The organism is Nocardioides sp. AE5 (genome assembly GCF_031844485.1).
Classification (GTDB): Bacteria; Actinomycetota; Actinomycetes; order Propionibacteriales; family Nocardioidaceae; genus Nocardioides.
In genome coordinates this window covers 43809-57435 of the sequence record NZ_JAUZVI010000011.1, presented here as the reverse complement: position 1 = coordinate 57435, position 13627 = coordinate 43809, and the positions used below count along the sequence as shown (strand labels likewise).

The window sequence follows — 13627 nt, the reverse complement described above, 5'->3', positions numbered from 1 at the left end:
CGCGATAGCCTGCGGCCATGACTGACGACTTCGAGACCCTTGCCTGGAACGTGGACGCCGACGGCATTCTGACCCTGCGCCTCAACCGCCCCGAGCAGCTGAACTCGTTCACCGTGACCATGGCCGACGAACTGGAGGCCGCGTTCAACCGGGCCAGTGAGGACGACGCCGTGCGCGCGGTCGTGGTCACCGGTGAAGGGAAGGCGTTCTGTGCCGGGATGGACCTGACCCGCGAGGGCAACGTCTTCGGTCTCGACGAGTCCCAGTCCCCCACCCTGGGCGATCTGACCGAGCGGCTCGACGACCCCGCGATCCATGCCGGGGTCCGCGACACCGGGGGCCGGGTCACCCTGGCCATCTTCAACTGCAAGAAGCCGGTGATCGGCGCGGTGAACGGCGCCGCGGTCGGCATCGGCGCCACCATGCTCTGCGCGATGGACATCCGGCTGGCCTCGGAGAAGGCCAGGATCGGGTTCGTCTTCGGCAGGCTCGGGATCACTCCCGAGGCGGCCTCGACCTGGTTCCTGCCCCGGATCGTGGGCATCTCACAGGCGCTGGAGTGGATCTATTCCGCCGACATCCTCACCGCCGAGGAGGCGCGCGAGGGCGGCCTGGTGAAGTCAGTCCACGCTCCCGACGACCTGCTCGACGCGGCGTACGCGCTGGCGAAGAAGTTCACCCACAACCGCTCGCCGGTCGGTGTCGCCCTGGCCCGGCAGATGCTCTATCGCAACAGCGCCACCACGCACCCGCTCGAGGCGCACCAGGTCGATTCGCTGTCGATGTTCTACACCTCGATCGGCGACGGCAAGGAGGGCGTGGCTGCGTTCCTGGAGAAGCGGGATCCGGAGTTCACCTCCAAGGCATCCCAGATGCCGCCGTTCTATCCCTGGTGAACGCGCCAAGCGGCGGCTGGACTACACGACCTGGTGCAGCCAGCGCACGGGGGCGCCGTCGCCCGCGTGGCGGAAGGTCTCCAGTTCGTCGTCCCAGGGCTTGCCGAGCAGCTTGTCGATCTCGTTGAGCACGGTGGTCTCCCCCAGCGCCGCCTTGACCACGGCAGCCTTGAGCCGGTCCTCGGGGATCATCACGTCACCGTGCAGGCCAGTGACGGCGTGGAAGACACCGAGCTCGGGGGTGAACGAATAGCGGGCACCCTCGGTGGAAGGGGTCGGGTCCTCGGTGATCTCGAAGCGCAGGTGGTTCCAGCCGCGCAGCGCCGAGACGACGGCGGCAGCCGAGCCGGCGTCCCCGGTCCAGGAGAGCTCGGCACGGTAGGTGCCGGACTGGGCCGGTTGCGGCGTCCAGTCCAGGTTCACGGCAACGCCAAGTACGCCGCCCACCGCCCACTCGATGTGCGGGCACAGTGCGGACGGCGCAGAGTGGATGAAGAGGATTCCCCTCGTCACCGGGTTGTTGTTGCGCGTAGCAGTCGTGGTCACTGTGACCTCCTCCATCTCAAGGCGTCGAGATACGCCTTCCCCAGCGGTCATCGACAAGCGAGACGGAGTCACTCAAGTGACACCTGTGTAGTTATGCAGTCATTGTGACCCATGGGGCCGCAGAATGCCAGTGGTACGCCGTACACCCAGGCTGGCGAGCGTGCCCAGCACCTCCTCGGCGACCCCGAGCCCACCCAGGTGGCTCTCCCCCGCGATCGTGCGCAACTCCGCATCGGGAATCAGCGCGGTGGTGTGCTCACCGTGCGCGAACGGCACGATGTGGTCGTCATCCCCGTGCCACCAGCGCACCGGGACCTCGATGTCGGCCACCCGGAAGCCCCAGTCACGGGTGAAGAGGACCAGGTCGCTGAGCGGCGCCGAGGTCTGGAAGCGGGATCCGTTGAGGAGGTCGTCAAGGAACATCGCCTTGAACTCGGGCCGGCTGAGCAGGTTCTTGTCGCCGGGCGGCTGGAACGCCGCATACAGGTCCAGGCCGGCGCCGGCGGCCGGCTTGACCAGGCGGATCGCCCGGGTGAGTGCGTGACCCAGCGGCACCCGCACCGCCGAGATCACCGGGGCCAGGCGCACCGCCAGCTGGATGATCCCGCCCTCGGCCGCCTCCTCCCCGACGGTCGGCGCGACGCCGCCGAGCACGCCCACACCGTGCACCCGGTCGGGCAGGCCGTGCCCGCCGGCCAGCGCGTAGGGGCCGCCACCGGAGAGCCCGATCAGGCTCATCTGCTCCACCCCGAGGGTGTCGGCCAGGATCTCCAGGTCCGCGACCCAGTCGGCGATGTCCGGATAGAGGTGTGGCGTCGAGGAACCGATCCCGGGGCGGTCCACGCCGATGATGCGCAGCCCGTTGGCCACGGCGTACGCACGCGCCTCGAGCGGGATCTGGCGGCGCCCGCTGGGGGTGCCGTGGAGCCAGATGACGGGGGCGCCGTCGCGGTGGCCGTATTCGGCGAAGCTCAGGCGGCGGTGATCACGGACGGCGACCGTGCCCTCCAGGGCCGGACGTTCCAGGGACTTCATGTCTCCTCCAACCGGGGAGCGTCGGCAAATGTTACGGATCGGAACCTGCTTGCTCGTCTGCCGGACAAGAGCGGGCGCAACGACCTACGCTGTGCTGCATGAGCCCGAGCACCGTGCTGCCGCCCCCGGGGTTGGAGATCACCCCACGGCGCTGGCTGCGCTGGCTCTGGATCCCGGTCGTCTTCGCGGTGCTCGCCGTCGGGCTGTGGTGGCTGGGCCACCCCCAGGACCTCGCCACCCAGGACCGCACCGCGAGCGCCCAGGCCACCGTCGGGCGGACGGTCTACCTCGGCGTCACCGACACCAGCCAGGCAGGCCGGACGGTCCGGGTCACCGAGGTGACGGTGCCCGAGGCGAAGGGCGGCACGGCCAGCGTCAAGGCGCTGATCTGCGTGGACGGCTCGATCGCCCAGACCACCGACGCCACCCGGTTCTGCAGCGCACTCGTCGACGCCGCCGACCGCGACCTGCGCATCGGCACCGACCAGTTGATCCTCTCCATCACCGCACAGGACGCCGCGACCATCGAACTCGACCGGGTCCGGGTGGCCTTCCGTGACGGCCTGCAGCGCGGTGAGAGCGCTGCAGGCCCCACCTTCGCCGTCACCTTCCTCGGCTGAGGCTATTCGCCCCAGCCCATCGGGAACACCTCGAACGGCGCCGCAAACGGCGTACCCAGTCGCTGGCCGGCTGCACGGGCCGCTCCCTCCAGGAACTCGCCGGCGTCCCAGTCCGCCCAGCCGAGTCCGTCGATGTAGGCGCGGTGGGCCTCCAGCGAGGCCACGCCGGTGGCGAAGGTGTCGCTGGTATCGACCGCGTGGGTCGCCTGCGGCGAACCGAAGGCCCACACCTCCTGTACGCCGCCCCATGGCTCGACCCCGCCGACGAGCTGCTCGGTGAAGATCCACCGGTTGCCGGCATCGCGCACCGCGTCCACCACGGCCCGGCCGACTGCGATGTGGTCGGCCTGGTTGAGGTTCTTCCCGCCCCAGGTCTCGCGGAAGTTGCCGGTGATCACGATCTCGGGGCGGTGGCGGCGTACCACTGCGGCGAGCAGGCGCCGCAGTTCCACGCCGTATTCCAGGATGCCGTCGGGCTGGCGCAGGAAGTCGACCTTGTCCACGCCCACGATCCGGCATGACTCGACCTGCTCGGCCTCGCGCACCTCACGGCACTGCCCGGGCGTCATCGCGTCGATGCCCGCCTCGCCGCTGGTCACCAGGCAATAGGCGATCTCCTTGCCCTGCCCGGTCCAGCGTGCCACCGCGGCCGCAGCACCGAACTCCATGTCATCAGGGTGGGCCACGATGGCCAGTGCCCGGGTCCAGTCTTCGCGCAGGGGCTCGAGTGTGTCAGGTGCCATGCGTCGAGCATGACACCCGGAGCCCACCCGGGCCAGTGTCCCGCCTGCGGTCAGCGTGAAGCTACGCGTCGAAGGGGAGCAGGCGGAAGCTGTCGCCACCCCACAGGGGCTTGACGGCACGGAAGTGGCGCTGGTCCACCGTGAACAGGTCGCGGGTGCGGTAGTCCTGTGCGTGGATGACGAGGGTGGCGTCGGTCAGGCCGAGGGGCAGTCTCCGTAGACCCCCGCCACGCTGGCCGCTCGGACGACGGTGTCTTGGTCGAGGCCGACGACGGTCATGGTGTCCAGGACATCGGCGATCACCGTGGCGCGTGCCTGCTCACCGAGGCGGACACCGACCAGGTGATCCAGTTCCGCCAGGACCAGGGCAGGCACCCGCAGCTTCTCGTCGAGGTCAGTGAGGAATGCCTTCACTGCGGCGTGATGGGTATCGGAGCGGTCGTAGCAGGCGTAGATCGCTCCGGTGTCGGCGATCAGTGTCACGCCGCGCCGAATCCGGTTTCGGCCAAGACCTCGTCGACATCGGTCGATGTGGTGGAGGTGCCACTGTCGAAGAGGCCGAACCGCATGTCGCGGGCCGTCTTGCCCGGGCCGCGCAGCTTCTCGGCCAGCGCCTCGCGGATAATGTCGGACTCGGTGCGCCCGTCAGCCTCCGCGCGTGCTTCAAGCGCGGCCTTGAGGTCGTCGGGCAAGTAGATCGTCGTGCGCACCATGCCAACATCGTGCGCCATACGTATATGGCGCGACGGCTTGGGTAGGGCGGGTGGGGCTCGAACCCACGACCGGGAGGTTATGAGTCTCCTGCTCTAACCGATTGAGCTACCGCCCCCTGGTGGTGCCGGGTGAGCCTATCGGAGTCAATTCCTGAGGTGCGCGAGGACCAGCCCGATCGGGACGGTCACGGCAAGCACCGCCAGCACCAGCGCGTAGGCCCAGCCCCATCCGCGTCGTACGCCGCCGCGCACCCTCCACACCGCGGAGCCGACGACTGCCAGGAGGAGCACGCCGCCGGCGTCGACCACCCACGGCGACTTCACCATGGTGCCGGTCACCACCAGCGCGTTGCCGAGGTTCCAGGCGGCGAACTGGGCCCACCACAGGCGTACCGGCACCGGCCGCTGCACCAGGTGTTCCTGGGCCCGCCCAAGCGCCGCCAGACAGACTCCGCAGACCAGCACGACGTACGCCGCGAGCCAGCTGCCCTTGTAGAGGTCCAGCGGGCTGGTCACCGCGGCGATGAGCCCGCCGAGCACCACGAAGCCGACGCCGATCCAGTAGAAGGCGTCAGAGGGTCGCACGGATCTCCCCCACCGGCACACCGCCGCCGAGCAGCACGTGCTCGCCGGTACGCCGCACGGCCGCGGTGTCCACCCCGGCCTCGGTGTCGACGCCACTGCGGCGCAGGGCCGCGGCCATCACTACGGGCCTGGCCCGGTCGCCACCGTCCTCGATCTTGAGGGCAAAGGCGCGGCCATCGGCCAGGGCCACGACGTGGCAGGCCTCGGCACCGAACTTCGCGATCGCGCCGGGGATTGCCTCCAGGAGCGCGCGCTCGTCGCGGCGGGTGCCCGACACGTACGCCGGGTGGGTGCGGATGGCTTCCGCGATGCGGTGCGCGGGCCCCGCGGTGGCGCGCGCCAACCGGCGGAACGCCCTCGCCAGGCCGACCATGGAGGTCGAGAGCAGCGGCGCCCCGCATCCGTCGACGGCATGGTGGGCGACCGGCTCGCCGGTCATCTCGGTGAAGACCTGGACGGTGAACCGCTGCAGCGGGTGCATCGGGGCGAGGTAGGTCGCCGGGTCCCAGCCGGTGGTGACGCAGGTGGCCAGCATCGCGGCGTGCTTGCCGGAGCAGTTCATCAGGATCGGGGCCTTGTCGCCGCCCGAGCGGATCACGTCGTGGCGGGCCTGCTCGTCGAGCGGGAAGTCGGCCGGGCACTGCAGCGCCGACTCGTCCAGGCCCGCCGAGGCCAGGATCCGGCGTACGCCCTCAACGTGGAACGGCTCCCCGGAGTGCGATGCGCAGGCCAGTGCCAGCAGGTCGGGCGGCAGGTCCAGCCCGGCCCGGACCATCGCCAGCGCCTGCAGCGGCTTGTTGCACGAGCGGGGCAGGATCGGCTCCTCGACCTCACCGACCGCCCAGTCCACGCTGCCGTCGTCGCGCAGGGCGACCACGGATCCGTGGTGCTTGCCCTCCACCACGCCGTTGCGGACGATCTCGGCGACGACGGGCATCACCGCGGCACGAGGGCCCACAGGTCGAGGTCCAGCAGCACGCCGGCGGCGTACTTCCCGTCCTCGCCGCGCAGTGTCATCGACTCGTCGCGTCCCTTGCTGGCGACCAGGCGCAGCCGCAGTGCGCCGACGCCGGGTGCGGAGGTCTCGGCCTTGTCGAGCACTTCGGACCAGGCATAGACGGTGTCGCCGGCGAACGCGGGGGCGGTGTGGGCCCCGCCGTTGATGGCCGCGATGAGCTGGGCGTTGGCCAGGCCGTTGAAGGAGAGCGCGCGGGCCATCGAGATGACGTGGCCGCCATAGATCAGCCGGTTGCCGTCCGGGCGGGCCTCTGTGTTGAAGTGCACCTTGGCGGTGTTCTGCCACAACCGGGTGGCCTGCTGGTGCTCGGAGTCGGTGAGCGTGACGCCGTCGACGTGGTCGATCTTCTCGCCCACCTGGTAGTCGTCGAAGCGGTGCGGCTCCCCGGCCGCGGTGAAGTCATAACCGGTGAAGTCCAGTCCCTCGGGCACGATCAGGTCCTCGGGCGCGACCACGTCGGCCAGCTCGGGTACGACGGTCTCCGGGGCGGGCGCGTCGTGGTTGCGCTTGTGGACCATCACCCAGCGGGCCCAGTCGAGGACGACCTCGTCGCGCTGGTTGACCGCGGTGGAGCGGACGTGGACCACGCCGGTCTTGCCGTTGGAGTTCTGCTTGAGGCCGATCACCTCGGAACTGGTGGAGAGGGTGTCGCCGGGCACCACGGGGCGGTGGAAGCGGAGTTCGGCATACCCGAGGTTGGCCACCGCGTTGAGCGAGACGTCGGGCACGGTCTTGCCGAAGGCGATGTGGAAGGCGATCAGGTCCTCCACCGGGTGGGGCGCCAGGCCGACCGACGCCGCGAACTCCGCCGAGGAGGGCACCGCGAAGCGGGTCGGGTAGAGCGATCCGTAGACCGCACGGTCACCGTCGGTGACGGTGCGCGGTGTGGCGTGGCGGATCACCTGTCCGATGGTGAAGTCCTCGAAGAAGTTGCCCGGGTTCGTCTTGCTCAGCGTCTCGCTCATGGGGCCATTGTGTCGCTTCGCTGTTGACGGTCGACACCGTGTCCGGCATGGAGTCGCATAAGTCGGAATAACGGCCGCGCTATTCCGACTTACCGGCCCTCCGCCCGGCAGCCTGGCCCGAACATGGAACAAGGCCCCGGGCCCGCACATTTCGCGGGCCAGAGGCCTTTCACTTGCTCCCCCGGTTGGACTCGAACCAACAACCCTCCGGTTAACAGCCGAATGCTCTGCCAGTTGAGCTACAGGGGATCGCTTGGCAGCCCGGGAAGAATAGCAAGGACGCCGCCGCGTTGCGAATCCGGGCCGGGCTCAGAAACCGGTCTCCTCGCGGGCCCGGGCCAGGGCCTGGGCGGCGAGGCGTCGTACGTCCGGGTCGTCGGGGTCCACCCCGGCGTCGAACTCGTGGAACCAGTGGATCGGCTCGTCGCCGCGCGGGGCCCGGCGAGCGATCACCTTGCCGCCCAAGGTGTCGGTGATCCGGAAGTGGCGCTGCAGCACCACACTGGCGGTGACGCGCTCGCGGACCAGTTCCAGCAACTGGCCCGGCTCGGGCAACGCCAGCTCGAAGTGCGGCTTCTGCTCGCCCCAGGTGCCAACGCCGACCACGGTCAGGAGGCCGGTCTCGGCGTCCCAGTCGGCGCGCTCGATCTCTTCCCAGCCGAGCCGGGTCGTTCCTTGGGCAAGCGCCAGGTGGAGCGCGTCGCGGGTGCCGATGACTGCCTGGCCGTCCTCGGTCACCGCACCGGCCAGTGCCTTCTCCCCCGGCGGCAGCGCCACGGCACGGGCGGCGGCCGGGAGCCGGTTCATCTTCTTCATCCCGGGGATCTTCATGCGCCCATCGCCCGCTGGCGCAGGAGGCGGCGCTGCTGTTCCATCGCGACCAGCTCCGCGAAGACCGACTGGTGCTCCTCGGGGTGCTCGACCTGGCTGGTCCGCTGCAGCCGGCTCTTCAGGTCCTCGATGCGCCGCAACGCGGTGACCTCCTGGAGCCGGTAGACGTGGGCGTGCACATAGTCGGTGTCCGGCTCGCCGCGCTTGAGCAACGGCTCCACTCCCAGCCCGCTGACCGCGGCAGCGACGGCGTCGTCGGTCGCGGCGGCCCGTACGCCGGCCAGCCAGGTCGGCGTTGCCGCGGCAGGTCCCCCGGTGCTGGCGATCGCCTGCCACACCCCGCGGTACGTCGGGTGGGTGAAGTCGGCGGGCCCGAGGCCGTCGGCGGAGCGGACCACCACCTGCGGGTGCTGCAGGACCAGCTTCAGCGTCTCCCGCTCGAGCGCGAACCGGGGGTCACGCAGGTCCGGCAACGGCGGCGCCTGTGGCTGCTGGACCGGCTGGACCTGGCGTTGCTGGGGTCGCGTGCTGCGTGCCGGGCGGGAGCTGGCGCGGCGTACCTCGGCACGCGCGACGTCGACGTCGATGCCGATCATCCGGGCCAGTTCGCGGGTGAACGCCTCGACCTTGGACTTGTCGCGCACGCTGGCAACCAGGTCGGAAGCCTCGCGCAGCGCATCGACCCGACTGTCGGCGCGGTCGAGGTCGAAGCGGGCCACGATGTTCTCGAGTGCGAAGCGATACAGCGGCACCCGTCCCTCGACGAGTTCCTGCACCGCCGCATCACCGCGCTTGAGGCGCAGGTCGCACGGGTCCATCCCCTCCGGCGCCACCGCAACGTACGTCTGGGAGGAGAAGTTCTGGTCGCTGCGGAAGACCTTCATCGCCGCGTTCTGCCCGGCCGCGTCGCCGTCGAAGGTGAAGATCACCTCGCCCTTCATCCGGTCGTCGTCGACCAGGAAGCGGCGCAGCACCCGGGCGTGCTCGTCGCCGAACGCCGTACCGCAAGTGGCCACCGCGCTCGTGACGCCGGCCAGGTGGCAGGCCATCACGTCGGTGTAGCCCTCGACCACCACCGCGCGCGAGGTGTCGCGGATCGTCTTGCGGGCAAGGTCGATGCCGTAGAGCACCTGGGACTTCTTGTAGATGGGGGTCTCGGCGGTGTTGAGGTATTTGGCCTCGATCCGGTCGTCGTCGAAGATCCGCCGGGCGCCGAAGCCGATCACGTCACCGGAGGCGTCCCGGATCGGCCACATCAACCGACCGCGGAACTTGTCGTAGAGGCCGCGACCGCGCCCGACCAGGCCGGCCACGACGAGTTCCTCGTCGTTGAACCCCTTGGTCCGCAGGTGGCGCAGCAGGTCCTCTCCCCCGCGCGGCGAGAACCCGACACCGAAGAGCGTCGCGGCGTCGCGGTCGAACCCGCGCTGGTCGAGGAACTGGCGGGCCACCAGGGCATCCGGGCTGCCCAGCGCGTCGGCGTAGAACTCCTGCGCGTGCCGGTGCGCATCGACCAGGCGACTCCGGTTGGGGCCCCGCGGCTTGGTCGGCCCGTCGCCGTCCTCGCGCCGCAGCTGTACGCCGTACTTCTCGGCCAGTCGCTCGACGGTCTCGGTGAAGGTGAGGCCATCGATCTTCATCAGGAAGTCGAAGACGTCGCCGCCTTCCTGACAACCGAAACAGTGGAAGAATCCGCGCGAAGGGGTGACGTGGAAGGACGGGGACTTCTCGTCGTGGAAGGGGCACAGGCCCTTCATCGAGCCGCTGCCGGCGTTGCGGAGCGTGACATAGGACGAGACGACGTCGTCGATCTTCGCCTTCTCGCGGACCTCCGCGATGTCTTCGTCCTTGATCCGTCCGGCCACGTGGCGGAGTCTACGTCCCCTACGAGGCGCGGGAGGCGTAGGTCAGTGCGGCCCTGTGGACAGCGTGCACGTAGTCGGCGGAGTGGTTGTAGGAGAAGATCGCCCGACCCCACGCGTCGGAGTCCAGGCGACGACCGTCCGCGCACAGGTAGCGCGCCGCGGCCCAGGCGGCATCGTCGATGTCATGCGGGTCGGCGGTGCCGTCGCCGTCACCATCGGCACCCCACCTGGCCCAGGTCGAGGGGATGAACTGCATCGGGCCGATCGCGTGGTCCCACTGCGGGTCGCCGTGCCACCGGGTCGACTCGGGCGTGGCCCGGATCGCCGCGAATCCGTTGGTGCCGTTGAGCGCCGGGCCATAGATCTCGCGCGAGGAGCGACCGTCCTCGCCCAGGGTGCGGGAGTCGATCGTGCCGTGCTGGGACTCGATCTGGCCGATGCCGGCCAGGGTGGTCCAGCCCAGGCCACAGCGGGGTTGCTCGGCCGCCATCCGCAGCGTCGCATGGCCATAGGCACGCACCGCGGGTTCGGGGATCCCGGTCACTGCGGCGACCCGCGCCACCCAGGCCGGGTCGACCAGGGAACTGCTCCCGGCGGCAGGCGCGACCGCCTCGGTCTTCACCTGGCCCTGCGTCGGCGCGGAGAGTTCCTGGAGTTGGCGGGGCACCTGGTCGGCGACATGCTCGCGGACCGGTCCCGGATCCGGTGTGAACCGATGGAGCGCGGCCAGCAAGCCGACCGAGATCAGCGCGACCAGGACCACGTAGGCGCCCACCACGGCGAGCAGGCGCACCGGAAGCTTCTTCTTCACCGGACGGTTCCTGCCCCAGCGGTGGTCAGGCGGCGGTGCCAGGCCAGCGCCGAGGAGTCGGTCAGCGAGGCCACCCGGTCGATGACCACGCGGAGTCGGGCTGCGTCGTCCGGGGCTGCGGCATGGTCCGCGGCGAACGGTGCGTCCAGGTGCTCGGGACGCTCGACCAGGACGGCGACCAGTTCGGTGAGGACGTCGCGCTGGACCGCCATCACTTCGCGCCGCTCGTCGGAGAGCATCACGTAGTGCGCAGCGATCCCCTTCAGCACCGCGATCTCGTCCAGGGTCGCCTCCGGCACCAGCAGGTCGGCCTCGTGGCGGCGGAACTGCTCCGGGGACCACTCCCGGGCCACGGCAGCCTGGGCCGAGCCGCAGAAGCGTCCGATCAGGTCACTGGTCAGGTTCTTCAGCGCGGCCAGCGAGCGGCGACTGTGGTCGTGGTGCTCCGCCGGCCACCCCTCGATCGCCTGCATCCGCTCCAGCGCTGCGTCCAGGCGGTCGTCATCGGCGGCGGGCAGGTACCAGTCGCGCACGGTGGCCCACACCGTACGACGTTCGGCGGCGGAGGTGAGGCGGGTCAGGTCGATCCGGTCGGCCACGATGCCGTCCTCGACGTCGTGCACCGAATAGGCGATGTCGTCGGCCAGGTCCATCACCTGTGCCTCCACGCACTTGCGCCGGCCGGTGATGCCGTCGCGCAGCCAGGCGAAGACGGCGAGGTCGTCGTCGTACACCCCGAACTTGGTGCCGGGGGCGTCGCGCTGCCACGGATACTTGGTGCAGGCGTCCAGGGTGGCCCGGGTGAGGTTGAGCCCCACCGACTGGCCGCTCGCGTCGAAGGTCTTCGACTCCAGCCGTGCCAGCAGGCGCAGGGTCTGGGCGTTGCCCTCGAACCCGCCGCAGGCCTGACTGAGGTCGTCGAGGACCTTCTCCCCGTTGTGCCCGAACGGCGGGTGGCCCAGGTCGTGGGCCAGCGCGGCGGTCTCGGTGATGTCGGGGTGGCAGCCGAGCGCGCGGGCCAGGTCGCGGGCGATCTGGGCGACCTCGAGGGAGTGGGTGAGCCGGTTGCGCACGAAGTCGTCGCTCTGCGGACCGACCACCTGGGTCTTGGCGGCCAGGCGCCGCGAGGCAGCGGCGTGGACCACCCGGGCGCGGTCGCGCTCGAAGGCGGTCCGGATCGGCGCGTCCACCCGCTTCGGCGGCTCGGGGACGATCCGCTCGCGGTCGTGGTCGGTGTAGGCGGCGTTCATCGAGCCTGAGAGTAGCCCGAGACATACGCCCTATCGTTGATTCATGCCCATGATCCAGATCCGCGATGTGCCCGAAGACGTCCACCGACGCCTCAAGGCACGTGCCGTCATGGAAGGAGTTTCACTCTCTGACCTGGCCCTCGCCGAGTTGCGCCGCTCCCTGGATCGGCCGACCCGTCGTGAACTTCTTGAGGACGCAACATTGGTCACGACTGACGCCCGGATAGCGGGAGCACCCGGCCCGCACGCAAAGGTCGATGTCATCGCAACCCATTGATCAGGTCACCGCTCGGGGACGGTGAGCCCGGGGCTTGCGGCGAGTTCCACGAGCTCGTCGATCCCCGGCAGGTTGGTGGCGGGCGTCGAGCCGGATGGCTTGTTGTTGCCCCAGACACCGGCGGTGCTGACCGCAACAGTGAGGCCGTCGGCGCGCTCGACGATGACCGCGCTCCCACCGCCGTTCGCGGCGTACGTCGTGACATGTGCCGTGCGGACACCAGCCGGGAGGTCGCCCGCATAGGCTGTCCAGCGGAAGTGGTCGAGCACGACTCGAGGCTCCTCGGCGTGCTCAGGCGCGACGACCTCGATCTCGATCACCCCCAGTGCCGCACCGTCGGTCCACCCGATCTTGGTGCCGAGGCTGGTGAGCTGCCCTCCCGCCTCCGGGGCGCAGTGGAAACCAGCCTGGATGTTGCCCGAGCGCTCGTTGTCCACGGAATCCAGGTGCTCGCCCGTCGGGTCGAGGATGGCGACCGCAGTCTCGTGATAGGCCACCACTGCCGCGATCACCTCGGGTTCATCCTCGATCGCCTGGGCGCCACTGTCGTCGGAGGTGGAGGTGCCGATCGACTCCTCCGCGCCGTGCCGGCCCTGCACCGTGTCCAGCGCGTCCTCGCCGGCAAGAGCACATGGATCTGTTGCGGGGAGCGTGGGCGAGGCCGCATCGGAAGGTGCCGCGGCGGGATCGACCGCGGTGCTGTCGCCACCTCCGGGCAGGTGGAGCCCGGGGAGGCCGACAGCGACCACCCCGGCGGCAACCAGGACGGAGGTGACACCGGCCGCGCTGCGGGCGTGGCGGCGTCGCAAGGCGATGCGACCTCGGCGGATGTCCATCTCCACCCCGGTTGTCGGGATCGGCGCGTGCTGCCCGAGTTCGTGGAGCCGGTTGGCGAGCTGGTCGTGGTCGTTCATCGGGCTTCTCCTGGGCTGTCGTTGGTTGGTGTTGCCGAGGTACCGGCGGGGACGAGCAGGCGACGCAACGCCCCGAGTGCCGCAGAGGTCTGGCTCTTGACGGTGCCGACGATGACCTCGAGATCATGAGCGGTCTCCTCGACGGAGAGACCCCAGTAGTGGCGCAGCACGACGATGCGGCGTTGCCCTGCGGGGAGTGCACGCAGTGCGGTCCAGAGTTCGTCGGCCTCCTCGCCTGGCGGAGGGGTCGCAACAACCTCCGGCGGCTGGGAGGTCAGGCGTTCCCTGCGCCACGGCCGACGGCTCTCGTCAATGTTGCCGTTGACGATCATCCGCCGCACATAGGCGTCGACGCTTCCTGCCCGGGAGATCCGTGGCCAGGCGACGTACACCTTGGTCAGGGCTTCCTGAACGAGGTCCTCGGCCCGGTGTGGATCCCCGCAGAGCAACCAGGCGCTCCGATAGAGGTGCGGGCGCCGCCCAGCGACGTACGCGCCGAACTCCTCGTCTCGTGACACGCTTCCTCCTGCCTTCGTCCTCAACCACCATGACGGAAGT

The 13627-nt window shown here is 69.9% G+C and carries 17 protein-coding genes and 2 tRNA genes; 3 read left to right on the top strand and 16 right to left on the bottom strand.

Annotation, left to right across the window (positions count from 1 at the left end; genetic code table 11):
- Positions 1-17 precede the first annotated feature (17 nt).
- Entirely contained in the window at positions 18-896 is an 879-nt protein-coding gene (locus Q9R27_RS15280; protein ID WP_311253260.1) for a crotonase/enoyl-CoA hydratase family protein, read from the top strand.
- Positions 897-917: 21 nt separating this feature from the next.
- On the opposite strand, the gene Q9R27_RS15275 is transcribed toward Q9R27_RS15280, so the two are convergent.
- Together Q9R27_RS15275 and Q9R27_RS15270 are read right to left on the bottom strand one after the other, a co-directional pair.
- Entirely contained in the window at positions 918-1457 is a 540-nt protein-coding gene (locus Q9R27_RS15275) for a DUF3145 domain-containing protein (RefSeq protein WP_397219864.1), read from the bottom strand.
- Between the two features lie 84 nt (positions 1458-1541).
- Positions 1542-2477 carry an alpha/beta hydrolase gene (locus Q9R27_RS15270; protein WP_311253259.1) on the bottom strand — a complete coding sequence of 312 codons (936 nt, stop codon included), beginning with the start codon at positions 2475-2477 and terminating at the stop codon, positions 1542-1544.
- 98 nt (positions 2478-2575) lie between these two features.
- Between Q9R27_RS15270 and Q9R27_RS15265 the strand changes: the two genes are divergently transcribed.
- A complete protein-coding gene (locus Q9R27_RS15265) occupies positions 2576-3097 on the top strand; it encodes a hypothetical protein (protein WP_311253258.1) in 522 nt (173 codons plus the stop codon).
- A gap of 2 nt (positions 3098-3099) precedes the next feature.
- On the opposite strand, the gene Q9R27_RS15260 is transcribed toward Q9R27_RS15265, so the two are convergent.
- From Q9R27_RS15260 to Q9R27_RS15205, 12 genes are all read right to left on the bottom strand, one after another.
- Positions 3100-3840 (bottom strand): PIG-L deacetylase family protein, encoded by a 741-nt coding sequence (locus Q9R27_RS15260; protein ID WP_311253257.1) that lies wholly within the window; start codon positions 3838-3840, stop codon positions 3100-3102.
- 195 nt (positions 3841-4035) lie between these two features.
- Entirely contained in the window at positions 4036-4323 is a 288-nt protein-coding gene (locus Q9R27_RS15255; protein WP_311253256.1) for a PIN domain-containing protein, read from the bottom strand.
- The gene (locus Q9R27_RS15250) at positions 4320-4553 is read right to left on the bottom strand and encodes a CopG family transcriptional regulator (RefSeq protein ID WP_311253255.1); all 234 of its coding nucleotides are present in this window, start codon (positions 4551-4553) and stop codon (positions 4320-4322) included. The genes Q9R27_RS15255 and Q9R27_RS15250 overlap by 4 nt, the downstream gene beginning before the upstream one ends.
- A gap of 42 nt (positions 4554-4595) precedes the next feature.
- A tRNA-Ile gene (locus Q9R27_RS15245) sits at positions 4596-4669 on the bottom strand.
- A gap of 28 nt (positions 4670-4697) precedes the next feature.
- A complete protein-coding gene (locus Q9R27_RS15240; protein WP_311253254.1) occupies positions 4698-5138 on the bottom strand; it encodes a hypothetical protein in 441 nt (146 codons plus the stop codon).
- Entirely contained in the window at positions 5125-6075 is a 951-nt protein-coding gene (locus Q9R27_RS15235) for an asparaginase (RefSeq protein ID WP_311253328.1), read from the bottom strand. The genes Q9R27_RS15240 and Q9R27_RS15235 overlap by 14 nt, the downstream gene beginning before the upstream one ends.
- A complete protein-coding gene (locus tag Q9R27_RS15230) occupies positions 6075-7121 on the bottom strand; it encodes a MaoC family dehydratase (protein ID WP_311253253.1) in 1047 nt (348 codons plus the stop codon). Before Q9R27_RS15230 ends, Q9R27_RS15235 begins: the two co-directional genes overlap by 1 nt.
- 176 nt (positions 7122-7297) lie before the next feature.
- A tRNA-Asn gene (locus Q9R27_RS15225) sits at positions 7298-7370 on the bottom strand.
- Positions 7371-7430: 60 nt separating this feature from the next.
- Entirely contained in the window at positions 7431-7952 is a 522-nt protein-coding gene (locus tag Q9R27_RS15220) for a hypothetical protein (RefSeq protein WP_311253252.1), read from the bottom strand.
- Positions 7949-9817: a DNA primase gene (gene dnaG / locus Q9R27_RS15215; RefSeq protein ID WP_311253251.1), complete on the bottom strand. Its 1869-nt coding sequence runs from the start codon at positions 9815-9817 to the stop codon at positions 7949-7951. Before dnaG ends, Q9R27_RS15220 begins: the two co-directional genes overlap by 4 nt.
- 19 nt (positions 9818-9836) lie before the next feature.
- The gene (locus Q9R27_RS15210) at positions 9837-10628 is read right to left on the bottom strand and encodes a lytic murein transglycosylase (RefSeq protein WP_311253250.1); all 792 of its coding nucleotides are present in this window, start codon (positions 10626-10628) and stop codon (positions 9837-9839) included.
- Entirely contained in the window at positions 10625-11878 is a 1254-nt protein-coding gene (locus Q9R27_RS15205; RefSeq protein ID WP_311253249.1) for a deoxyguanosinetriphosphate triphosphohydrolase, read from the bottom strand. Before Q9R27_RS15205 ends, Q9R27_RS15210 begins: the two co-directional genes overlap by 4 nt.
- Before the next feature lie 43 nt (positions 11879-11921).
- Between Q9R27_RS15205 and Q9R27_RS15200 the strand changes: the two genes are divergently transcribed.
- Positions 11922-12155, top strand: coding sequence for a FitA-like ribbon-helix-helix domain-containing protein (locus tag Q9R27_RS15200; protein ID WP_311253248.1), 234 nt, complete (start codon positions 11922-11924; stop codon positions 12153-12155).
- 5 nt (positions 12156-12160) lie between these two features.
- Here Q9R27_RS15200 and Q9R27_RS15195 read toward each other — a convergent pair whose 3' ends face one another.
- The gene (locus Q9R27_RS15195; protein ID WP_311253247.1) at positions 12161-13069 is read right to left on the bottom strand and encodes a hypothetical protein; all 909 of its coding nucleotides are present in this window, start codon (positions 13067-13069) and stop codon (positions 12161-12163) included.
- Positions 13066-13587 (bottom strand): SigE family RNA polymerase sigma factor, encoded by a 522-nt coding sequence (locus Q9R27_RS15190; RefSeq protein WP_311253246.1) that lies wholly within the window; start codon positions 13585-13587, stop codon positions 13066-13068. Before Q9R27_RS15190 ends, Q9R27_RS15195 begins: the two co-directional genes overlap by 4 nt.
- Between the last annotated feature and the right edge of the window lie 40 nt (positions 13588-13627).

Coding starts and splice junctions, on each gene's coding strand:
- Q9R27_RS15270 (WP_311253259.1), bottom strand. CDS start 2,477: ATGAAGTCCCTGGAACGTCCGGCCCTGGAGGGCACGGTCGCCGTCCGT.
- Q9R27_RS15250 (WP_311253255.1), bottom strand. CDS start 4,553: ATGGTGCGCACGACGATCTACTTGCCCGACGACCTCAAGGCCGCGCTT.
- Q9R27_RS15220 (WP_311253252.1), bottom strand. CDS start 7,952: ATGAAGATCCCCGGGATGAAGAAGATGAACCGGCTCCCGGCCGCCGCC.
- Q9R27_RS15260 (WP_311253257.1), bottom strand. CDS start 3,840: ATGGCACCTGACACACTCGAGCCCCTGCGCGAAGACTGGACCCGGGCA.
- Q9R27_RS15205 (WP_311253249.1), bottom strand. CDS start 11,878: ATGAACGCCGCCTACACCGACCACGACCGCGAGCGGATCGTCCCCGAG.
- Q9R27_RS15195 (WP_311253247.1), bottom strand. CDS start 13,069: ATGAACGACCACGACCAGCTCGCCAACCGGCTCCACGAACTCGGGCAG.
- Q9R27_RS15275 (WP_397219864.1), bottom strand. CDS start 1,457: ATGGAGGAGGTCACAGTGACCACGACTGCTACGCGCAACAACAACCCG.
- Q9R27_RS15230 (WP_311253253.1), bottom strand. CDS start 7,121: ATGAGCGAGACGCTGAGCAAGACGAACCCGGGCAACTTCTTCGAGGAC.
- Q9R27_RS15280 (WP_311253260.1), top strand. CDS start 18: ATGACTGACGACTTCGAGACCCTTGCCTGGAACGTGGACGCCGACGGC.
- Q9R27_RS15200 (WP_311253248.1), top strand. CDS start 11,922: ATGCCCATGATCCAGATCCGCGATGTGCCCGAAGACGTCCACCGACGC.
- Q9R27_RS15235 (WP_311253328.1), bottom strand. CDS start 6,075: ATGCCCGTCGTCGCCGAGATCGTCCGCAACGGCGTGGTGGAGGGCAAG.
- Q9R27_RS15265 (WP_311253258.1), top strand. CDS start 2,576: ATGAGCCCGAGCACCGTGCTGCCGCCCCCGGGGTTGGAGATCACCCCA.